This is a genomic window from Ruegeria sp. (genome assembly GCF_965199275.1).
Lineage (GTDB): Bacteria > Pseudomonadota > Alphaproteobacteria > Rhodobacterales > Rhodobacteraceae > Ruegeria.
Genome location: NZ_CBDAQX010000024.1, coordinates 110,156 through 132,036, shown reverse-complemented (window position 1 = coordinate 132,036; position 21,881 = coordinate 110,156). Strand labels below are relative to the sequence as shown.

At 60.1% G+C, this 21,881-nt stretch carries 16 protein-coding genes and 1 pseudogene; 9 read left to right on the top strand and 8 right to left on the bottom strand.

Annotation, left to right across the window (positions count from 1 at the left end; all coding sequences use genetic code 11):
• Positions 1-233: 233 nt before the first annotated feature.
• A complete protein-coding gene (gph, locus tag ACOERD_RS25425) occupies positions 234-1,052 on the bottom strand; it encodes a phosphoglycolate phosphatase (RefSeq protein ID WP_419740907.1) in 819 nt (272 codons plus the stop codon).
• Between the two features lie 151 nt (positions 1,053-1,203).
• On the bottom strand, positions 1,204-2,946 hold the full coding sequence (locus tag ACOERD_RS25420) for an IS1634 family transposase (RefSeq protein ID WP_419737624.1): 1,743 nt from the start codon (positions 2,944-2,946) through the stop codon (positions 1,204-1,206).
• On the opposite strand from ACOERD_RS25420, the gene ACOERD_RS25415 reads away from it, so the two are divergent.
• From ACOERD_RS25415 to ACOERD_RS25405, 3 genes are read left to right on the top strand one after another with little or no spacing between them, the layout of a single operon-like run.
• Positions 2,939-3,136, top strand: coding sequence for a hypothetical protein (locus ACOERD_RS25415; protein WP_419740906.1), 198 nt, complete (start codon positions 2,939-2,941; stop codon positions 3,134-3,136). The two genes, ACOERD_RS25420 and ACOERD_RS25415, sit on opposite strands and share 8 nt — an antisense overlap.
• Positions 3,133-3,300, top strand: coding sequence for a hemin uptake protein HemP (gene hemP / locus ACOERD_RS25410; protein ID WP_170468565.1), 168 nt, complete (start codon positions 3,133-3,135; stop codon positions 3,298-3,300). The genes ACOERD_RS25415 and hemP overlap by 4 nt, the downstream gene beginning before the upstream one ends.
• Complete coding sequence (locus ACOERD_RS25405) at positions 3,297-3,773, top strand: hypothetical protein (protein WP_419740905.1); 477 nt, start codon at positions 3,297-3,299, stop codon at positions 3,771-3,773. Before hemP ends, ACOERD_RS25405 begins: the two co-directional genes overlap by 4 nt.
• 40 nt (positions 3,774-3,813) lie before the next feature.
• On the opposite strand, the gene ACOERD_RS25400 is transcribed toward ACOERD_RS25405, so the two are convergent.
• From ACOERD_RS25400 to ACOERD_RS25385, 4 genes and pseudogenes are all read right to left on the bottom strand, one after another.
• On the bottom strand, positions 3,814-6,879 hold the full coding sequence (locus ACOERD_RS25400) for an aminotransferase class III-fold pyridoxal phosphate-dependent enzyme (RefSeq protein WP_419740904.1): 3,066 nt from the start codon (positions 6,877-6,879) through the stop codon (positions 3,814-3,816).
• Between the two features lie 101 nt (positions 6,880-6,980).
• Positions 6,981-7,922 (bottom strand): annotated as a pseudogene (locus ACOERD_RS25395) (NAD(P)-dependent oxidoreductase); the annotation flags it as partial.
• 21 nt (positions 7,923-7,943) lie between these two features.
• Positions 7,944-8,333 carry a Cu(I)-responsive transcriptional regulator gene (gene cueR, locus ACOERD_RS25390; protein ID WP_170484511.1) on the bottom strand — a complete coding sequence of 130 codons (390 nt, stop codon included), beginning with the start codon at positions 8,331-8,333 and terminating at the stop codon, positions 7,944-7,946.
• Entirely contained in the window at positions 8,330-10,801 is a 2,472-nt protein-coding gene (locus tag ACOERD_RS25385; RefSeq protein ID WP_419740903.1) for a heavy metal translocating P-type ATPase, read from the bottom strand. The genes cueR and ACOERD_RS25385 overlap by 4 nt, the downstream gene beginning before the upstream one ends.
• Positions 10,802-11,007: 206 nt before the next feature.
• Here ACOERD_RS25385 and ACOERD_RS25380 point away from each other — a divergent pair, with 206 nt between their 5' ends.
• The 3 genes from ACOERD_RS25380 (at position 11,008) to ACOERD_RS25370 (ending at position 13,160) form a co-directional block, all read left to right on the top strand.
• A complete protein-coding gene (locus ACOERD_RS25380) occupies positions 11,008-11,274 on the top strand; it encodes a hypothetical protein (protein WP_419740902.1) in 267 nt (88 codons plus the stop codon).
• Positions 11,275-11,337: 63 nt separating this feature from the next.
• Positions 11,338-11,922, top strand: coding sequence for a TetR family transcriptional regulator (locus ACOERD_RS25375; protein ID WP_170681416.1), 585 nt, complete (start codon positions 11,338-11,340; stop codon positions 11,920-11,922).
• Positions 11,923-12,002: 80 nt separating this feature from the next.
• Complete coding sequence (locus tag ACOERD_RS25370; protein WP_419740901.1) at positions 12,003-13,160, top strand: acyl-CoA dehydrogenase family protein; 1,158 nt, start codon at positions 12,003-12,005, stop codon at positions 13,158-13,160.
• Between the two features lie 156 nt (positions 13,161-13,316).
• Here ACOERD_RS25370 and ACOERD_RS25365 read toward each other — a convergent pair whose 3' ends face one another.
• The gene (locus ACOERD_RS25365; protein WP_419740900.1) at positions 13,317-14,213 is read right to left on the bottom strand and encodes a LysR substrate-binding domain-containing protein; all 897 of its coding nucleotides are present in this window, start codon (positions 14,211-14,213) and stop codon (positions 13,317-13,319) included.
• Between the two features lie 144 nt (positions 14,214-14,357).
• On the opposite strand from ACOERD_RS25365, the gene ACOERD_RS25360 reads away from it, so the two are divergent.
• On the top strand, positions 14,358-16,550 hold the full coding sequence (locus tag ACOERD_RS25360) for a dehydrogenase E1 component subunit alpha/beta (protein WP_419740899.1): 2,193 nt from the start codon (positions 14,358-14,360) through the stop codon (positions 16,548-16,550).
• Positions 16,547-17,581, top strand: a complete 1,035-nt coding sequence (locus ACOERD_RS25355) for an ACP S-malonyltransferase (protein ID WP_419740898.1) — start codon at positions 16,547-16,549, stop codon at positions 17,579-17,581. Before ACOERD_RS25360 ends, ACOERD_RS25355 begins: the two co-directional genes overlap by 4 nt.
• An 8-nt stretch (positions 17,582-17,589) precedes the next feature.
• Here the strand turns inward: ACOERD_RS25355 and ACOERD_RS25350 are convergent, their stop codons facing one another.
• Positions 17,590-18,498: a LysR family transcriptional regulator gene (locus tag ACOERD_RS25350; protein ID WP_419740897.1), complete on the bottom strand. Its 909-nt coding sequence runs from the start codon at positions 18,496-18,498 to the stop codon at positions 17,590-17,592.
• 74 nt (positions 18,499-18,572) lie between these two features.
• Between ACOERD_RS25350 and ACOERD_RS25345 the strand changes: the two genes are divergently transcribed.
• Positions 18,573-21,785, top strand: a complete 3,213-nt coding sequence (locus tag ACOERD_RS25345) for a reductive dehalogenase (protein ID WP_419740896.1) — start codon at positions 18,573-18,575, stop codon at positions 21,783-21,785.
• Positions 21,786-21,881: the final 96 nt, after the last annotated feature.

Below are 21,881 nucleotides of genomic sequence, written 5' to 3'. Positions count from 1 at the left end.
ATGGTCAGGGCCCTGATCGCCCCTCAAACCTGAGGTCAAGCGCAGGTTTCACTGCGGCGTCGGGACAAAAAAATACACCCCTACGGGAATCCCCCAATTTCGTCATCTGTCGCGGTCCGCTAAACAAGAGACAACAGCTGGCCCCGACGGGCCATACAGAGTTTCCCCGATGAAGGGCTGGTCCATACCCCCTCGGCCGGCCCCTCAATAATTTTCAGGGTATGCGCTGAGGCCTATTTCACCTGATCAGACATCTGCACCATCTGCGCGACCAAGGACGGTATCTCCTCGGCCGTGTCAAAGGCGACGTCGTGCGGAATATCTGTCACGGGCGACTTTCGATAGCCTTGCGTGAACAGGAGAAAGGGGATCTTGGCGCGCTCGGCTGTTTCTGCGTCCACCTCGCTGTCACCCACGAAAACACGCGACCCATGAGCTGGCAATGCGTCGAAGCTTGCGAATAGATGCTGAGGGTCGGGTTTCCTTGTGGTCAGGCTATCACCGCCCAGCACCACATCGAAATATCGCGACAGGTCCAGTACGTCGAGGATATGCCGGGCCGGGGCCTCGGGCTTGTTGGTGCAGACGCCCAGTATGTGCCCCTGCGACTGCAAGCTGGCCAACGCCTGAGGAATGCCGGGATAGGGCACCGTCGTCTTGCTGGCCCCTGCCGTGTAATGCGCGAGCGTCACTTTCGTCAGTTCGCCATGACGGTCCAAGGGCAGCTCGCAGTGCCGGATCATACGCTCTACCAGCTTGGGGAGACCATTGCCGACGAATCGCCCGATCACCTCGCGCGGCAGAGGGGGCAGGTCGAGATAGCTCAGCGTCTGGTTCGCGGCTGCAACGATGTCGCCCAAGCTGTCGACCAGAGTTCCATCCAGATCAAATACAATTGCCGCGCCCATAGTAACCTCGGTGTTTTTGCCTATGCGTTCAGGCCTAACCTGCCCGTCAAGAAGGCGCAACACGGCAACTTTCTGCAAGCGCAAATGCGCGACTTGACAATCTTTACTAAAATAATCAGAATAAAGACAGAAACCGCCAGCCATCCCAGACTCGGGTCAGCTAGGTCATTGAAAAAGCGAACACCTGACTTCCGACATTTTTTCGTATAAGTCATTGATATTATTATGCCTTGGTTGCCAAAAGGCACTACACGGACTTTTTTCGCCAGCGATTGTTTCGGAGTGTTGAGGGAGCTCAGGCTTTGGTCTGGCCAGTTTTTCGGGTGCGCCCGGGGGGTATCTTGAAAGGGGCTTCGTTCCAGGTCAGGCCGACGCAGGTGAGGATGCGTCTGGCATCGACCGTGGCATGGCTTGGCATGCCGTAGCGGTCAGGGGTGCCTTTGTGGCGCAGGATCGAGAGCTGCAATGCGTTCAACTCGTTGCGGATACGAGCCGGGCTCATCGGGTGTCCGAGCAGGTCCAGATGCTTGCGCAGGTGCTGCAGGCAGCAGAAGGCCATGTAGCAGATGGCGATATGGGCCCGGACCCGACGCGGCGACCAGTGATAGATGGGCCGGATTTTCAGATCGTGCTTGTTGGTGCGGAAGCAGGCTTCGATCTCCCACAACTGGTGATAGCGGGCAATGACGTCCTGTGCCTCCAGTTCGTCCGCACCATGAACAACAATGGCATGCAGCCCGTCCCATTGTGCCGCTGCCTTGATCTTTGCATCATCCAGCGTGACGTCCCCGCTGTCGGGGAAGGCCAGGAAGCGGCCATATCCCCGGCTGCTGAAGCTGCCGGGTTTGCGAGAGCGCTTGAGCTTCTTGTGCAGCTTTTCGATTGCCTTGTCGCGCTTGTGGGCATCATTGCGTGCCCGGGTGGGTGACCAGGTCACAATGACCCGCGCTCCCTCCTGGTCGATCACCTTGTACCAGCCCTTCTCGGTTGCCTCTTCAGAACCGTGTCCAGCCCAAGGCTGGCGTCCCTCCGGGCTCAAAATGTTCGCCTTCACGGCGGCCGGGGCGGACTTCATGCGATAGCCGAGGATGTAGGGCAGACCCTTGTTCTGCAACATCTGCTGGTTGTCCTTGCTGAGCATGGCGGCATCGGCCACGAACGTGACCCTGGCCACGTCGAAGCGTCCCTCCAACGCCTTCAGCGCAGCTTCCAGCGTATGACCTTCCCAGGTGTTTCCCGGGAAGAGTTCATAGCCCACAGGCAGCCCATCGGAGGTGACGATCAGCGCCAGCATGACCTGAGCGCGGTGATGCTTGCCATCCTTGCTGAAGCCCTTGGCCAGAAGATGATCCTGCTCGACCCCGTCCGCATCCTCGGCCGGGTCCTCGCGCTCGGTGTCAAAGGCCAGGGTCGTGCAATCGTAGAACAGCACGGTCACTGGCCCGCCCAGCAACTTCTCTGCCGCCGCGTGAGAGGTTTTGCAAATCCCGTCTATCACCGGCGTATTGATGTAATCCATGCTCCGATAGACCACGTCCAGATTGAGCGTGATGCCTGCCTGGTTCTCCAACGCCTCCACGGTCGCGCGCTTGCTCTCGGGCTGTGCGATCCGCGCCATAACCAGCTCTTTCACAATGCGATTGGCACTTTTACGCGCCGCCCCCAGAAGGGCCCCCCAACCCAGTTGGTCATACATCGTCCCCATGACATCCCGCAGACCCAGAGAGACCCGCGCCTCCTCACGGCACTCGGCAAGATCAACGCCAAGCTTGTCCGGCCGCGGAGCGCGGCGCACCAGCGCCTGCAGATCGGCATATTCCGTGGGCGTGAACAGTTCCATTTGCGGCGAGCGATCAATGCGTAATTGCTCCATCAAGCGGCCCGCCAGACGCTTGATATCCTCAATCTCGCTGTCGTTATGGGCCACACCCACATGGCGCAGGATCTTCTGGCGTACCTTGGAGCCGGTGCGGACGGATTCAACGATCTGGATCCGTGTGCGGTTGAGCTTTGCGTCATGTTTGGTGCGGATGAACATGGGCGAAGAGGTTAGCCATCTGAAGGCCCATGTCAATACTTTTTATAATAATGGGGCACTACAACGCGCCTCTGAGCAACCACACCTGAAAACAAACCAAAAACCCAGTCAGATCAACAAAAAGGTCGGAAGTCAGGAAAAAGCGAACAGTTCAGGCCCTTGCCTGAGATTCTCCGGAGTTGTCAAATGAACGCGCAGACCCCTATCGCCACCCAGTCCTTTGCCGTATCCGTGCTGCCTTCGCACAAGGCCGAAGAGCTGACCAAAGGCGGCAATCTCGCCCATATCGAACTGGGCGATCAGCTTTACACGCTTCGCATTACCCGCGCCGGCAAACTGATCCTGACAAAATGAGCAGCCCGTCGTCGCGGGGAGGCGCACCCGTTGGCCGCCTGACGGACCTCGCCCCAATTGAGGCAGGCGCGGTGATGTATCTGCGCCTCTGGAGCGAGGGCGCGAGGGGCCGCGCCGACGCCGCCAGTGATTTCGACATCGCTTTGGGCGCCGATCAAGGGCGCGCCGCGATGCTGACCTTGGACCGTCTATGCTCGCTGTGCTCCAACTATGGCCGACGCCCATTGATCCGGCATGGATTAGGATGCGCTTGTCTGGGCGCGGATGAGAACTGTTTTGCCCAGATGATTGCGGCCGCATCGGAAGGCGCGCGGGAAGACGCGATGATGATGGCCTCACTAATCGTGCGTCCGGATTTTGCACCGGCCCTTGCCTCTTTGTCAGAGGAGCTGGGGGTGGCTCTACGCCGCATGACAGCCGCCATTCCAATGCCGACAACCGGTCATCAGACCCCCTCGGCCGTGTTGCATTGATCGGCAAATGAAACCCCGGCGATTGCGCCGGGGTTTCTACCTAGCAGCAGCCACATCCCGCGTGATGGTGATCGTGGTCACAAACTGGGGCAGGGGCATAGTCGCCGACCCCTTTCAGAACATCGCGCAACGCCCATAGGATCATATCCACATCCTCGGCCTCGATGGTCAGAGGTGGGCGGATTTTTAGGATGTTGTCTTTCGGGCCTTCGCTTCCGATCAGGATACGATGATCGCGCATCCGGTTCTTCACAAAGCTGCAGATCTCGGTCCCTTCCGAGCCATCCGGGTTGATCAGTTCGACCCCCAGAAACAGGCCCATCCCACGCACGTCGCCGACGCAGCCGAACTCGGATTCGATTTGCTTCAGACCTGCCATCAGACGGTCGCCCATGATGCGGGCATTGTCCTGCAGACCTTCGTCATCGACGATGTCCAGAACCTCTTTCCCGATGCGGCAGGACAGGGTGGAACCGCCGAACGTCGAGAAGAACTCGATCCCGTTGTCAAAGCTTTGGGCGATTTCCTTTGTCGTCACCAGCACGCCCAGAGGGTGACCGTTGCCGATCGGTTTACCCATGACAACGATATCGGGCAGCGCGCCTTGGTGTTCGAAACCGAAATAGTATTCGCCCAGCCGTCCAAGCCCGGTCTGGACCTCATCCGCGATACAGACACCGCCAGCCGCGCGGATTTTCTCATATACCGCAGGTAGATAGCCTTTCGGAGGAATGATCTGCCCCCCGACCGTAGGGAAGGTCTCGGCGATGAAACCTGCCACGCCCTGACCTTTCTCTTGCAGAGCAGCAATCGCTGGGTACACGAGATCTGCGTATTTTTGCGCGCGGTCAGCGTCGTCACGTTTGAACGAGCCACGGTAGTCATCCGCGACCTCGACCAGCTCGACCCAATCAGCCTGACCGATCCCGCCGGGTTTGTTGAACTTGTAGGCCGAGATCGCCACAGCCGCGTTCGTGTTGCCGTGATAGCCGTGATCGGGGGTCACGATCCCCTTGGCGCCGGTATGGGCGCGGGCCAGACGCAGGGCCAATTCGTTGGCTTCGGTGCCTGAATTGACGAAGAAACAGACCTCAAAGTGATCCGGCAGCTTCGACAACACCTTGTCGGCAAATGCGGCCTGCGCCGGGTGCAGATATCGGGTGTTGGAGTTCATTCGCTTCAGCTGATCCGCCGCGACGGCTTGAATGCGCGGGTGGGCATGTCCCACATGAGGAACGTTGTTATAGGCGTCCAGATAGGGGCGACCCCATTCGTCGAACAGGTGGTGTTTCCAACCGCGCACGAGCATGACCGGGTCATTGTAGGTCAGGCTCAGATTGCCGCCGAAATGATCGTGACGCCCTTGCAGAACGGCCTGTTTGTCGGTCGGCTGATAGCAAACCTTGTCATCGGCCAGATTCAGCAAGGCCGCCGGGTTCGGACAGACCGCGTTCCAAAGCTCCAGCTCATCGGGATCGGCGACACCGGGCCAGTCAGCCTCCATGCCATCGGTTGTCAAGGCGAGTTGGAAATGCACGTGCGGGGCCCAACCACCATTCTGCGAGGCATCCCCAAGGCGCACGAACGCAGCGCCTTGTGCCACCGGATCGCCCGGTTTCAAGCGGTCACAAACCTCTGGGTCCAGATGGCCGTAAAGCGTGTAGAACGGATCCCCCTCGGGCGTTTCATGATGTAGGATCACCACGCCGCCATAGTCGAGATGGCTGTCCCGGTTCTCGACAACTTCGACCCGACCGCTCATCGGGGCGCGCAAAACCGTGCCAGCAGGGGCGAAGACATCCACGGCCAGATGTACTGTGCGCCGGTCCGAGGCTTTCCACGGCCCCTTACGGAACCCGGGCTCGGCATAGATCAGGCGGGGTTCGTTGTAATAGCCCAGCCACAGGCCCTCACCGAATTCTTCGCCCACCCGTGCGGCTTCTTCGAGCGGCATGTGAAACGGGTTCTGCGGCCAGGTGGAGTTCTCAACTGAGAGAGAGCCCATCGGCACATCGCTCAGGTCCTGGCCAAACATCTCGGCGAAATGGCCGCGATGCTCGGAGAGGTAGGCGTGGATGCGCTCAGCCCCATCGACCACCGGCAAGCCGCAGGCGCTGCGCAAGCGGGCGGACATCAAGCCGCCATTGACGGCCTCGTTCTCAAGGAACCGCCAGGCCGGGGCTTGACTGATGGTCACGTAAGGATCATCGGGGTTTTCAGCCGCCATCAGGGTCGAATTCACTACGGACACCGCCAGCCGCATCCGCAACATGGGCCAGATAAGATCGACCTCCTCAGCGCTCAGCCGATTGGTGGCGTGATAGCCGCGGACCAGAGCGGTCAGAGCGCATTCGGGTTTCGGATAATCCAGAACGATATAGGCCCCGGCAATGGCCACCTCGCATACGCGCGGCGCGGCGCACATGTCGCCCAGGTCGATTAGGCCGGATATGGTACGCCGTTCGCTCAGCTCTCCTTCGACGAGAATGTTGTAGTCATTGGCGTCGTTGTGAATGGCTTGCGTGGGCAGGCTGTTCAGCGCATCTGAGATCGCAGTGAAACCCTGTACAATTTCGTTCAAAAGCGCGCGGCGGGACGGGTCACTGACCGCATCCAGTTGATCCGCAATCCAACCGCCTTTCACCAGGTCCCATTTGAAATCGTCCCGCTGCAGGCTGCCATGCGCAAACCCAGTCAGAGCCCGATCGGTCGCGCCAAGAACGCGTCCGAGTTTCAGGATCAAATCTTCGGATTTTGGCTCGACTTTGGCGTAGCACTGACCCGGAAGGCGCTCCAACAACCAAGCCAAACGCGGGTGACCGTCCTTATCTTCGATCTCGGGCAGGACAGCACCATCCAGCGAGGGGAGTACCTTGGGGAAGGGCAGCCCCGGCGCCTCAGACGTGATATGTTCGAGCGCTTTGACTTGAAGATCGACAAACTCTGGTTCGCACCCCGCGCGCATGACTTTCAGGACATAGTCCTGTCCGTTCTTCGCTTCGACCAGAAAGTTCAGGTCATACTCTCCGTCCAGCCGTGTCAGACGGGCATCCAGCCCCCAATACTTGCGCAGGGCATCCGCCCAGAAATCATGCATGTCTTTCATTCCCATCCCTATCCGCCGCGCAACGCGGATCTCTTCATCTGGCTAAAAATATCTTCGGGGGTGAATTGGCATACAGGGCCAAGAGGGGGCAGACAGCCCCCTTAATCCAACGCCCGCAATCGCTTGATCAGCGACGAGGTATCCCACCGCCCACCACCAAGTTTTTGCACATCCTTGTAAAATTGATCCACCAGTGCCGTGACAGGCAAGGACGCGCCCGTCTCGTTGGCGGTGTCGAGACAGATGCCCAGATCCTTGCGCATCCAGTCCACTGCAAAGCCGTGGTCGAAATGGTCGTCCAGCATGGTCTCATACCGGTTCGCCATCTGCCAGCTACCTGCCGCACCCTGGCTGATCACCTCAACCACCGCGCGCCCGTCCAGACCGGCCTTTTCAGCAAAATGCAGCGCTTCGCTGAGGCCCTGAACCAAACCGGCAATCGCGATTTGGTTGCACATTTTGGTCATTTGACCTGCCCCGCTATCACCAATCCGGCGACAGATTTTCGAATAGACCTGCATGATCGGCTCTGCCGCATCAAACACCGCCTGATCGCCGCCGCACATGATCGACAGAACGCCATTCTCGGCCCCGGCTTGCCCGCCCGAGATCGGCGCGTCGACAAATGAGATCCCTTGCCCTTTGGCCGCCTCATAAAGCTCACGCGTCACCTTGGCGGAAACGGTGGTGTGATCCACAAAGATCGCGCCATCCGACATCCCGGCAAAAGCGCCATCCGCGCCGGTGCAGACCATCCGCAGGTCGTCATCATTGCCAACGCAGGACATGACGAATTCGGCCCCCTCCGCAGCACCTTTGGGGGTCGTCGCCTTTGCGCCGCCATGTTCGGCCACCCAGGCCTCGGCCTTGGAGGCGGTCCGATTGTAAACGGTGACCTGATGCCCTGCAGCCTGAAGGTGCCCAGCCATGGGATAACCCATAACACCCAAACCAAGAAACGCGACTTTTGCCATGGGATGATCCTCTCCGCTGACCGGCATTGCTTGATTGCCGGAGTATTTGGCACTGACAAAGCAAAGCCTGCGCGAAAGGGCAACCCCGTGTTAGCTGTTCCCGCCCAGATCCTTCAGGATCGGGCAGTCAGGTCGGTCGTCTCCGGCGCAGGCTTCGATCAAATGGCTCAGCGTGTCGCGCATCGCCTTGAGGTCGGCGATTTTTGCGTCAATCTGCGCCAGATGATCCCGTGCAACTTGCTTTACATCCGCGCTCGCCCGGCTTTCATCTTCATAGAGCGCCAGCAACGTGCGGCAGTCTTCGATGGTGAACCCCAAGGCGCGCGCGCGGCCCAGAAAAGTCAGCTTGTGGATGTCCTGTTCGCGAAACCGGCGATAGCCGTTGTCATCGCGCAGAGGTTTAATCAGCGCGATATCCTCATAGTAGCGGATCGTTTTCGCGGGCAGTCCGGTCCGGGTTGAGACATCGCCGATATTCATGCGTGGGCCTCCTTCGTGGTTTTTTGCGCGCTTTCCGCGACGTTGGGGCGGACCCATCGCAGACGCAGCGCATTGGTAACGACAAAGACGCTGGACAGGGCCATCGCGCCCGCCGCAAGCACCGGGGACAGCAATGGCCCGCCAAAGGGGTACAGCACTCCGGCAGCCACCGGAATCAGCAATGTGTTGTAGCCAAACGCCCATCCGAGGTTCTGGCGGATGTTGCGCATCGTCCGATGGCTGATGTCGATTGCGTTCACGACGCCACGCAGATCGCCGGACATCAGAACTACATCGGCGGCCTCGATCGCGACATCTGTTCCGGTGCCGATGGCGACGCCGACATCAGCTACCGCCAGAGCAGGCGCGTCGTTTATCCCATCGCCCACAAAGGCGAGCGTGCCGAATTCACTGCGTAAGCCCTCTAGTGTTTTCTGTTTGGCACCGGGCAGCAGGTCGGCGGTCACTTGATCAAGGCCCAGCCTGTCGGCCATCGCTTGCGCCGTCTGCGCGTTGTCTCCGGTTACCATGGCAAGCGTCAGGCCCATGTCGTGTAACTTGGCCAGCGCCTCGGCCGTGCCCGGCTTCACAGGGTCCGAGACAGCCAGACTGGCCGCAGCCACCCCATCAATGGCCAAGAACAGTGGGGTCGCCCCCTGAGAGGCCCGTGCATCGGCGTCCGGCTTCAGATCCGAGATATCCACGCCTTTCTGCTGCATCAATTTGTATGAGCCAACCAGCAGGTCATGCCCCTCTGCGCGGCCCTGAAGGCCAAGGCCGGTGAGGGACTGAACCTGAGAAACCTCGGGCAGAACAGAGGGCCCGGCGCGGGTGATCGCAGAAGCAATAGGGTGTTCCGAGCGGGTTTCGATCGCGGCGGCCAGTCGTAGGACCTGATCCCGCTCAAAGCCGTTGGTGGTTGTCACGTGGTCAAGTTCGGGGCGCCCGAGGGTCAGCGTGCCGGTTTTGTCGAAGGCGATGACCTTGGTCTGCTGTAAGTGTTGCAGCGCATCTCCCTTGTGGAACAAAACACCCAGTTCCGCTGCGCGGCCCGTCCCAACCATGATCGAGGTCGGCGTGGCCAGACCCATGGCGCAGGGGCAGGCGATGATCAGGACCGATACCCCGGCCACCAACGCCAGCGGCAGCGACGGAGAAGGCCCGAAGATCAGCCAAGCAGTGATAGTCAAAGCCGCAACCAGCATCACCGCAGGCACAAAGCGATAGGTCAGCCGGTCGACCAGGCTTTGGATGGGCAGCTTGGCCCCCTGCGCCTGTTCTACCATCGCGATGACCTGGGCCAGAACCGTATCCGCCCCAACGCGAGTCGCCTGCACACGCAGCGCACCGGTTCCGTTCATGGTGCCACCCACCACCGGGTCGCCAGCGGATTTGCCAACCGGTACCGGCTCCCCTGTGATCATGCTTTCATCGACGTAAGAGGTTCCTTCGAGGATATCTCCATCCACCGGAACGCGTTCTCCGGGACGAATTTGGAGCACGTCGCCCACCGCTATTTCGGCAATGGGGCGGTCCTCGGTTGCTCCGTTTCGTTCAACGCGCGCGGTTTTGGGCTGAAGCCCGATCAGCGCGCGGATGGCCGCGCCGGTTTTGCCTTTGGCGCGCGCCTCCATCATGCGGCCCAGAAGGATCAGCACAATGATCACGGCCGCAGCCTCAAAATACACATTCGCTGTTCCCTGCGGCAGCAGGCCGGGCGCGAAAGTCGAGATGATGGAGAACAGATAGGCCGCCCCCGTCCCCAAAGCGACCAGAGCGTTCATGTCCGGCATCCCGCGCAGCAGCGACGGAATGCCCTTGGCGTAGAAAACGCGTCCCGGGCCAATCAACAGGGCCGTGGTCAGGGCAAACTGGATCAGATAGTTGTTCTGCTGTCCGAGGGTTGCGTGAACCCAATGGTGGAATGCGGGAACCATATGCCCGCCCATCTCCAGAACAAATACGGGCAGGGCCAAAATGGCAGCCATCACTGTCGCGCGTTTCAGGTCGCGTGCCTCATCCGTCGTGTCATCGGATTGGGTTTCCGACCCCGGAGATGTCTTAAGCTGCGCGGAAAACCCAAGCTGACTTGTGATCTGTGCCAGCGCCTGCGACGTGGTCGCGCCCTCGATGTAGGTGACCGATGCGCATTGGTTGGCAAGGTTCACACTCGCCTCAAGAACGCCGGGGCTTTCTTGCAGAGTGCGCTCGATCTTGGCCACGCAAGAGGCGCAATTCATCCCGGTAATCTGCAAAGTGGATTGATGCGTTGCAGCCGGATAGCCAGCGGCCTGCAATGCATCACTGAGGGCCGAGACCGGGCCGTCAAAAGTGATCTGAGCCGTCTTGGTCGCAAAATTGACCGAGGCGTCCTGTACGCCGGGAACAGCCTGCAATGCGGCCTCGGCGCGTCCAACGCATGAGGCACAGCTCATGCCTGTGATTTTCAATTGAGTGCTTTGGGTCATGCGACTCATCCCGACATTTTTTACCGACCACATGGGGGTTCCAGTGACGGGAAGGTCAAGAGGTGTTGCTTGGTTTTTAGCGGCCCTCGCGCCGAAATAGGCTTTCAAGCAAGGTTTGGGCATTGGGGCTCTCGGGGGCCGACCGCACCGCATTGGGTGAGGCAAAGAAGCCAAACAGCACAACAAGGAACAAAAAGGCAGATCCGATGATCAACGCCGAGGCGATCTGCAAAGCTGAGCGTATCATATTACCGCCTTTTCACATAGCAACCGCCGCAGTCAGCAAAGCGAGCACCAAAATGATCGGCACATATCGCGGGGCAACAAAGCTGGAGTGGCGTTTCATCGTCAGATCCTTGGGTGTACTGATCGGTAACCCTTTAAAAAGTGTTCTCACTGGCTATGATTTGCAAGAGTTCACGTTGCAAAAAAGTGAAGTCGTTGTGATGCTTTGGGTTCACGACGTGCAGTGACGTGAAGAAACCGCAATGGAAGTGGGAAAAAATGTACAGGCCGGTACACTCAGGTGCTTTCTGATGCGTCCTAACAAACGCGATGAACTGGTGCGCAAGGCGATGGAGGTCTTCTACCGAGACGGGTTCCACGCGACCGGCATGGACAAGCTAGTTGTGGAAACCGGTGTGTCCAAAACCTCGATGTACAAACACTTCCGCACCAAAGAAGATCTGATCCTGGCCGTTCTGCGCCTACGGGATGAAAGTTTCCGCAATCGGATCCTGCGACGGGTTGAGCAGATTGCAGACACGCCAGCCGGGCAACTGATTGCCACTTTCGACGCTTTTAAAGAGTGGTTCGAAGAGGACGACTTTCGCGGATGCATGTTCCTAAAGGCCGCGGCCGAGTATCAGGACGCCAGCCATCCAATCCATGTGCAGGCAGCAGAACATAAACGGGTTATGTTGGAACACCTGACCTCGTTGGCGCGCCAATCCGGCGCACATGCGCCAGAGCTTCTGGCCCGTCAGATTGTTTTGCTGCAAGAGGGCGCGATCGTTTCGGCGGTTTTGTTGAAGAACGGTAATCCGGCCGAAGACGCCAAGGTTGCGGCGCAATTGCTGCTGGATGCTGAGCTGACCCGAAAGAACGCTGCGTTGCATTGACGGAACGCGGCGTTACGTGGATTGGCCTATTTACGGCGCCGCGATAGCCTTTCAGGCAACACCTGATCGGAGAATACCAAATGTCGCTTTTTACCTCGACCGCAGCCTGGGTCACTGACGAACACCGGATGTTTGCCGAAATGGCAGGGCGGTTTCTGGATGATGAACTGGTCCCCAACGCGGAAACCTGGGCCGCGAATGGCATCGTAGACCGTGCATTCTGGCACAAAGCCGGGGAAACCGGTCTGATGGCGGGTGCGATCCCGGAAGAATATGGCGGCGTCGGCGGGGACATGGGGTTTGACTCGGTCACTCTGTACGAACAGACGGCGCGTGGGGACGCCGGATGGGGATATGGGATCCAGTCAATCGTGACGCACTACATCACGGCCTATGGCAGCGAAGACCAAAAACAGCGTTGGTTGCCCAAGCTGGCCTCGGGCGAGATGGTAGGGGCTTTGGCCATGACCGAGCCGGGCACAGGCTCGGATGTGCAGGCGGTGCGGACCTCGGCTGAAAAGGACGGCAATTCCTACCGCCTGAACGGGTCTAAGATCTTCATTACCAACGGTCAGAGCGCCGATCTGATCATCGTTGCCGCCAAGACGGACAAGACCTTGGGTGCCAAGGGGGTATCTCTGATTGTGGTTGAGACGGACGGGGCCGAGGGTTTCCGGCGCGGGCGCAACCTCAAGAAGCTGGGTATGAAGGGCAATGACACCGCCGAGTTGTTTTTTGAAGATGTCAAAGTGCCGATGACCAATCTGCTCGGCCCGGATGAGGGGCAGGGGTTCTACCAGTTGATGAAACAGCTTCCGTGGGAGCGTTTGACCATCGGCATCATGGCACTGGGCGCGATTGATTTCGCCATCTCTGAGACAGTGAAATACGTGCAGGAGCGCAAGGCCTTTGGTCAGCGCGTCATGGATTTCCAAAACACGCGGTTCAAACTGGCCGAGTGCAAAACCAAGGCGGAAGTGCTGCGTAGTTTCGTGAATGATTGCATTGGCAAACTGGAGGCGGGTGAGTTGGATGCCGCCACCGCATCCATGGTCAAATACTGGGGGTCTGAGGTCCAGAACGAGATCATGCATGAATGCCTGCAGCTTTTTGGCGGCTATGGCTTTATGATGGAATACCCGATCGCCCGCCTTTACGCCGATGCCCGCGTGCAGATGATCTATGGCGGCACCAATGAGGTCATGAAGGAACTCATCGCGCGTTCGATTGACGTCTGAGGCCCTCCCGCCCGTCATCGAAGTTCCTTTCGGAACATCTCCTTCCGTTGGGCCGGGCAGGCGCGGGCGCAGCCCGCGCCTGCCCGGCCCCCTGCCGTCCGCAGGACGCAAGGCCATAGGCCGCGCAGTTTTTCGGGTGGCGGCCTGTTCAGAACTCTAGGTGATCTCCGGGTTCAGCTGCCCTTCGAGCCATGCTCGAAATGACTTCAACGGTTCGGACTCAATCCTGTTCTTGGGCCATACCAGATAGTACGCGCCCAAACTGACCTCCGGCCCATCCCACGCCAAGGCAAGGCGGCCGGTTTTGAGGTGCTCTTCGACGAGATAGCTGGGAAACAGGCCAACTCCTAACCCATGGATCGTGGCCTGTATCATCGTGGAAAACTGATCGAACAGCATCCCGCGCGACCCGCTAACCGGATGACCCTGAGCAGCAAACCAGCGCTCCCATCCGTCGGGGCGCGTTTCCATGTGCAAAAGGGGCGCCTGCTCCAGCCAGTCGATTTCATCACTCTGGTCGGGCAGAATGTCAGGCGCGCAGACGGGCACGACATACTCTGTCATGATCTTTAGGTAGTTCACGCCGCTCCAATTCTGGCGACCAAAGTGAAAACCTGCGTCGAAGGCTTCGGTCTCGAAGTCGAAGGGTCGCAGCCTTGTGTTTAGGTTGACTGTCACCTCAGGGTGATTGCGGGCGAAGTCCTGAAGGCGCGGGGCCAGCCAGTGCATCCCGAAAGCTGGCAGGATGGACAGGTTGAGGGACCCTCCGGTTGGGTTGGCTTTCAGCTTCAGCGACGCTTGTGCCAGTTGATGCAGGGCCGTGCGGGCCGTCTGGACATATTCTTGCGCGGCTGGGGTCAGGTGCAGCCGCATCTGGGTGCGCTGGATCAGTTCGATGCCCAACTGCTCCTCCATCGTTTTCAGTTGGCGGCTGATGGCGCTTTGGGTCAGTGATAGCTCCTCGGCCGCAGCCGAGGCGCTGCCCAACCTGTCCACAGCCTCAAGCGCGAGCAGGGATGAAATCGACGGAAGAAAGCGGCGGGGCGCGATCATATTACATTTCCTCATACCTTTGGGTTTGATTATCACTGGCTTTTTGCGGACACCAGCCGGATATACTGGCCTGTGACGCGCGCGCCCGCGCCGTTCGTAAACAAGACACGCGGACAGCCCCGCACCATTTGAAAAGGCCGAGCTATGGATCGCGCGCAGATCGTCCATGAGAATTTCTTGTCCCGCGTGGCAAACAGGGATTTTCCCGAAGGTGCGCCTCCGGTCGGCGGGCTGAGCCATGCAGATGCGGTGTCACTTTACCGCTCACAAGTCCTCAGCCGGGCGCTGGATCGCACCAGCCGGGCGATGCAGAAGGCGGGGCAGGGGTTCTATACCATCGGCTCATCGGGTCATGAGGGCATGGCTGCCGTGGCCCACGCCTTGCGCCCGACGGATATCGCCTTTTTGCACTACCGTGATGCGGCGTTTCAGATCGCTCGGGCTGAACAGGTTCCAGGCCAACAGATCGCCTGGGATATGCTGCTGAGCTTTGCGTGCTCGAAAGAGGACCCGACCTCGGGTGGGCGTCATAAGGTGCTTGGCTCCAAGGCTCTGATGATCCCGCCTCAGACCTCGACCATTGCCAGCCACCTGCCCAAGGCGGTCGGCGCGGCCTATGCGTTGGGGGCAGCGCGGCGGCATGACCCCGAGCATCGGGTGTTGCCCGAGGATGGCATCGCCATGTGTTCGTTCGGGGACGCCTCGGCCAACCATTCGACCGCTCAAGGGGCGATCAACACGGCGGGTTGGACCAGTGTGCAATCCACGCCACTGCCCTTGCTGTTCGTATGCGAGGACAATGGCATCGGAATTTCGGTGAAAACACCCAAAGGCTGGATCGAGGCGTCGATGGCGCATCGCCCAGGCATCAAGTATTTTCAGGCCAATGGGCTGGACATCTATGAGACCTACGCCGTGGCTCTGGAAGCCGCGCATTATGTCCGCACGCGCCGCAAGCCCGCCTTCCTGCACCTGCGGACCGTACGCCTCTATGGCCATGCGGGGGCGGATGTCCCAACCACATATCTCAGCAAATCCGAGGTTGAGGCGGATGAGGCAAATGATCCGCTTCTCCATTCCGTTCGGCTGTTGGATCAGGCGGGGGCGCTGGCTCCGGAAGAGGCGCTGAAAATCTACCAGGACAGCTGCGCCCGTACGGACCGTGTGGCCGCCGAGGCTGCCACGCGCCCGCATTTGTCGACCGCGCAGGATGTCATGGCCAGCCTGATCCCACCCAAACGCACCTGCAAGCCGACGAACGGCCCCAGCTCGGATGCGCGGACAAAGGCGTTCGGGGGCGACATGCGCGCGATGTCCGACCCGCAGCCCATGAGCCGCCTGATCAACTGGGCGCTGACCGATCTGATGCTGGAACATGGCGAGATTGTCTGCATGGGTGAAGATGTCGGCCGCAAGGGTGGGGTCTACGGCGTGACGCAGAAACTGCAGCAGCGGTTCGGTCAGGACCGTGTGATCGACACTCTGTTGGACGAGCAGTCGATCCTCGGCCTCGCCATCGGCATGGGCCACAACGGGTTTGTGCCAATTCCCGAAATCCAGTTCCTCGCCTATCTGCACAATGCCGAGGATCAGATCCGCGGTGAAGCCGCCACCTTACCCTTCTTCTCGAACGGGCAATTCACCAACCCGATGGTTCTGCGAATTGCTGGGCTTGGGTATCAGAAAGGCTTTGGAGGGCATTTCCACAACGATAACTCTCTGGCCGTTTTGCGCGACATTCCGGGTGTGATCATTGCCTGCCCCTCGACCGGGGAAGACGCGGCGCAGATGCTGCGTGAATGCGTGCGGCTGGCACGGGAAGAGCAGAGGGTCGTTGTATTCCTTGAACCGATCGCGCTCTATCCCATGCGGGATCTGAGTGCGGCGCAGGACGGGGGTTGGATGACGACCTACCCCTCGCCCGACCGGCGGATTGCGCTGGGCGAGGTTGGCATCCATGGCGGCGGCACCGATCTGGCCATCGTGACCTACGGCAACGGCCACTACCTGTCGCGTCAGGCGTTGCCTGAGTTGCAGGCGGCCGGGGTGAACGCTCGTATCGTCGATTTACGCTGGCTGGCCCCATTGCCGGCCGAGGCGCTGCTGAAGGCGACCAAGGACTGCAAACACGTCCTGATCGTGGATGAATGCCGCCGCACAGGCAGCCAATCCGAGGGGCTGATGACACTCTTCCGCGAAGAAAGCGCCCAGACGCGGGTCGCCCGCGTTGTGGCTGAGGATTGTTTTATTGCGACCGGCCCGGCCTATGCCGCGCCCCTGCCGTCCAAGGACGGTATCGTTGCTGCGGCCTTGACCCTGACTGGAGGGCAGAAATGACCCGAACAGCTGTCGTGATCTGCCCCGGTCGGGGCACCTATAACAAGCCCGAGCTGGGCTATCTGCGCCGCTACCATGCGGACAAGATGTCGATGTTCCAGCGCTTTGACGCCATGCGGGCCGAGGCCGGGCAAGAGGGGGTAACCGCTCTGGACGGGGCCGCGCGCTTTGCGGTCAGTACCTATTCGCGCGGCGATGTGGCCTCGCCCCTGATCTACGCCGCCGCGCTGGCGGATGTGCAGTCGCTGGCCGATGATATCGAGGTGGTGGCCGTGACCGGCAACTCGATGGGTTGGTATATCGCGCTGGCCGCCGCTGGCGCGCTGAGCGCTGAGAACGGGTTCCGCGTGGTGAACAGCATGGGCACCTCGATGCAGGACCATCTGATCGGTGGGCAGTTGGTCTACCCCTTCACCGATGACAGCTGGGTCGACAGCGCGAACCAGAAGCAGGCGCTGTTGCAGGACGTCTCTGACATCAACGCGGTCGAGGGGCAGGATCTGGCGCTGTCGATTGATCTGGGCGGTATGCTGGTGCTGGCCGGGAATGAGGCTGGTCTGGCCGCGTTCGAGGCGTCTCATCCAACCGTTCAGGACCGTTTTCCCATGCGGCTGCCGAACCATGCGGCGTTCCATACTTCTCTGCAGGCTCTGATTGCTGCCGAAGGTCGGGCACGGCTGAAGGCCGAGCTGTTCGGCCAACCCCGACACCCGATGATCGACGGGCGCGGCAAGATCTGGTGGCCGGGCGCCACCGATACCGAGGCGCTGTGGGATTATACGCTGGGCCATCAGGTGACCGAGCCCTACGATTTCACCTACGCCATTCAAACTGCCGCGCGAGAGTTCGCACCGGACCTGTTCATCGTGACGGGGCCGGGAGCGACGCTTGGTGGTGCGGTGGCGCAGTCTCTGACCATGGCGGGGTGGAGCGGCATGACCGACAAGGTCTCATTCGCTGCGCGGCAAGAGGACTCGCCGATTCTGGTGGCCATGGGGCGTGAGGATCAAAGGGCTCTGGCGACAGGCTAGGCTCTGCTTCAGGTCTTGGCCTGAATAGTGCTGGCGATGGTTTCGATCCGGCCGCGCAACCAGCGATGGGCCGGGTCATTGGCTGAGCGTTGGTGCCAGACCATGTAGATCGAGACAGGCTCGCAGTCGAACGGCAAGGGCGCGCAATCCAGCGCGGCCAGCGGTCCGTTTTTCATCAGCGCCGTGTCGGTGGAAATCAGCGGGCTGCCCGCGATGAAAGACGGGATGGCGTTGAAATGCGGCAGTACGACGGTTGGCGGACGGATCTGGCTTTGATCCACACCGCGCATCACCGCGCGCGCATTCCGGCCGTCGGGAAAGCGAACCTCGACATGCTCACTCTGACAGTAGGCCTCCCACGTCTCGGGCGCGGAGCGTTGGCATCGGTCAAAAAACACCATCAACGGGCTTGTGATCAGCCGCTTTTGAAAGATGTCCGGCCCGTCCGGAGGCAGCGGCGTCAGCATCAGCTGGCACCGGTCGCTGTGCAGCAGGTCCGGCCCCGGTACGCCGGATGAGATGAATTCCAACTGCAGCTTAATACCCTCGGCACGGGTCGCGCTTAGAAGGTCGGGAAAGATCAGCTCTCGCGGCATGTCGTTGGTGGCGATGCGGATTTCCATCTGCTCTGACAGGGGATCAAAGGGGCGTTCATCCGTCAGCGCGCGCATACCATCCAGCACGTTGCGGACCGGCTCTTGCAAGGCCAGCGCGCGTTCGGTCGGTGTCAGGCCCTGGCCAGATCGTACGAATAGCGGATCGCCGAGCACCTGCCGTAGCTTGGCCAATGTGTGGCTGATTGCCGACTGTGTGACCCCCAGCCGATCCGCCGCTTTCGAGACCGAGCTTTCCTCGAGTATCGTCAGAAAGATGCGCAGGACCTTGCCGTCCAGATCAGTGAAATCGATTTTGCTCATACAATCTATGATTAAGTATGAATGGTTTTGCTGTCGAGAGGGCGCTAGGTCAGGCGCAAACAAGGGGCACGCATATGGGACTTCGCTTTTTCTCGGACAAGAACCGACCGGTTCACATGGGGTCGTACCCGTTGGAGCGTCTGGCGCGTCAGAAGGCGATGCCCGACCTGTCCCAACTGCCCCCGATGCCCGAGCTTAGCTTTCACCGGCCAGACCGGCCCGAGAGCATCGTGAATGCGATGGGCGAGTTTCAGGCTATGCTGGACACGATCCGGGATGGGCTGGTGAACCCTGTCGCCTCGGACATCCCGCAGGACCCGCAGGCGCGTGCAGATCACCTCAAGGCGTTTGGCTATTTCAACGATGCCTCGATGATGGGCTGCGGGCCGCTGCCGCCCGAGGCGCTGTTGGACCAGCCGCGCCGCAACCCTGATATCGACCGTCTGGCCCATGCGTTGAAAACCCGCCAGACCAAAACACTGGCCTCGGGGATCGATGTCATCATGGCTGATCTTAAGGAAAGCATGGAGGCCGCGCCGCGTCCGATGGTCTCGCATCGTCATGCTCTGGTGTTCCTCTATGAACACAACCGCGATCCGAACCCGGACGAGCCGGGGTCTGAGTGGATCATGGATGCGCAGGACCACCGGGCCTGCCTGCTGGCGACCGAGAATGCCGTTGTGATCGCCAACTACATCAGGTTGTTGGGGTTCGATGCGCGGGCGCATACGGCGATGTCGACCGAGGTGGATCTGGGCAGGCTGGCGGTCGCGGCGGGTTTGGCCTCGGTCGAAGACGGCACGCTTGTTGCCCCATGGTTGGGCCGCCGTTTTGGTCTGGCCGCTGTCACGACCGAGATGGAGATTGCCCACGATCAGCCGCTGCAACCGATGGAACAACAGCCGTGGTTCCGGACTCAAGGTCCTGCGTGGTGGCTAGGAACCGGGTTCGCCAAGAACGCTCTGAACCGCGACGCCTATGCCAAACGTCGCTATATGGATGGGGCGCATCCCTTTGAGCGGCTCAAGCGGGTCGAGACGCCCACCACTTATATTGATGAGGCCAACGTCGCGCGCGTTCCCAAGCGCGCCGACATGTTCGCGCGGGCGCAGTTCGGCGATATGGGCAAACACCTGCAGGACGCGGCCAAGGGCGGATACTACGTGCGCAAATCGGCCCCCAGTTTCGCACAACGCCGGGCGCTGGGCGCGTTTGTTCTTTTGCAGAATGGCGAAAGTGCAAAGGTTTCACCTCCGACAGATGCCCAGCGCAATGCCGCCAATATCAAGGCCGCCAGTTACTTCCTTGGGGTCGATGCGGTCGGCCTCAGCCGTTGCCCGGACTGGGCGTGGTATTCCCATGATGCGACGGGGGAAGAGATCACGCCGCCCCATGATCAGGCCGTCAGCATGATCATCGATCAGGGCTATGAGACGATGGAGGGCGCAAGCGGTGATGATTGGATCAGCGTTGCGCAATCCATGCGCGCCTATCTACGGTTTTCACTGCTGGGTGGCGTGATCGCGCAGCAGATCCGCAACCTCGGCTACAAGGCCAAGGCCCATACTGTGATGGATGGGGAGGTGCTGCAACCTCCGCTATTGCTGTTGTCGGGGTTGGGCGAGGTCAGCCGGATCGGTGAGGTCATCCTGAACCCCTATCTCGGTCCGCGTCTGAAATCCGGGGCGGTGACAACTGATATGCCGATGGTGCATGACAAGCCGATTGATTTCGGCCTGCAGAGTTTTTGCGAAAGCTGCAACAAATGCGCCCGCGAATGCCCGTCGGGCGCGATCACCGCCGGGCCAAAGCTGATGTTCAACGGCTATGAAATCTGGAAATCCGACAGCCAGAAATGCGCGACCTACCGCGTAACAACGCCTGGGGGGGCGATGTGCGGGCGCTGCATGAAGACCTGCCCGTGGAACCTCGAAGGGATTTTCAAAGAACGCCCCTTCCGTTGGGCGGCAATGAATATCCCTCAGGCCGCCCCCGCATTGGCGAAATTGGATGACGCGGTGGGCAATGGTGGTCTGAACGATGTCAAAAAGTGGTGGTGGGATATCGAGCTGCAGTCGGATGGAGCCTACCGCCCCTCGGTGCATCCGCTGAACCGGCGCGATCTGCAGCCTGATCTGGATCTGAAATACGAAGATCAGACGCTGGCCGTTTACCCTGCCTTTCTGGCCCCGCATCCGTGGCCCTATCCCTTTGCCATGGACCGCGAGGCCGGGATTGCCGCATATGAGGCGATGGTCAGCGCCGAGGAATACAAGGCAAGAAAGGCGGCGGGCGACATGTCGGTTGTCCATCGTTATGAGATCGCAGGCGATGCGCCGGTCATGCGGGTCGAATTGACCAAGGTCGACAAGATGACGGCCGATGTGACCAAGTACGAATTCTCGACGCTGGACGGCTCTCCTTTACCCGAATGGACAGCGGGCGCGCATCTGGACGTTTTGGTCGCGCCCGAGTTCCTGCGCCAGTATTCGATGTCCGGTGACCCCTCGGATCGGGCGAGCTATCAGATCGGTGTCTTGCGTGAGGATGAGGGACGCGGTGGTTCGGCTCTGCTGCATCGCATCTTCAACGAAGGCCGCAAGGTTTTCATCTCGAAACCGATCAATCATTTCGAGCTGGATGAGACCGCGACAAAAACCTTCCTGATGGGCGGAGGGATAGGCATCACCCCAATGATCGCCTTTGCCCATCGTCTGCATGCGCTGGGCAAACCGTTCGCGCTGCACTACTCGGCCAGCACCCGCGCCGGGGCCGGGTATCTGCATGACCTGGCCGCGATGCCGTGGGCAGATCACGTTCATTACCATTTCTCGGATGAAGGCACGCGAGCTGATCTGGATGCGGTCCTGTCAGGCTATCAGGACGGCTGGCACGTCTATACCTGCGGTCCAGATCGCTTCATGGACGGCGTTATGCATGCGGCCGCGCGGCAGGGCTTCCCGAATGAGGCGCGGCATCTGGAGTATTTCTCGGCCCCCGAGCAACCGGAGTACGAAAACTTCCCATTCACCTTGAAGCTGGCGAAATCCGGCCAGGAACTGACCGTACCGGAAGACAAGGACGCCGCACAGGTGCTGAACGAGGCGGGCATTCACGTGGATGTGAAATGCGCCGATGGCATCTGCGGCGTCTGCAAATGCAGGGTTGTTTCGGGCGAAATCGAACATCGCGATTTCGTCCTGTCCAACAAACAACGCGAGAGCGCTATCATTTTGTGCCAAAGCCGCGCCGCGCAACCGGATGGCGTGATCGAGATCGACCTCTGACCCGAGGTCGAAAAACGACACAAAAATTGGTCGTTCCGGCCATGGACGCCGTTGCGGCACTGCATTACCTTCGCCCCCGAACCCAGTGAATCCTGA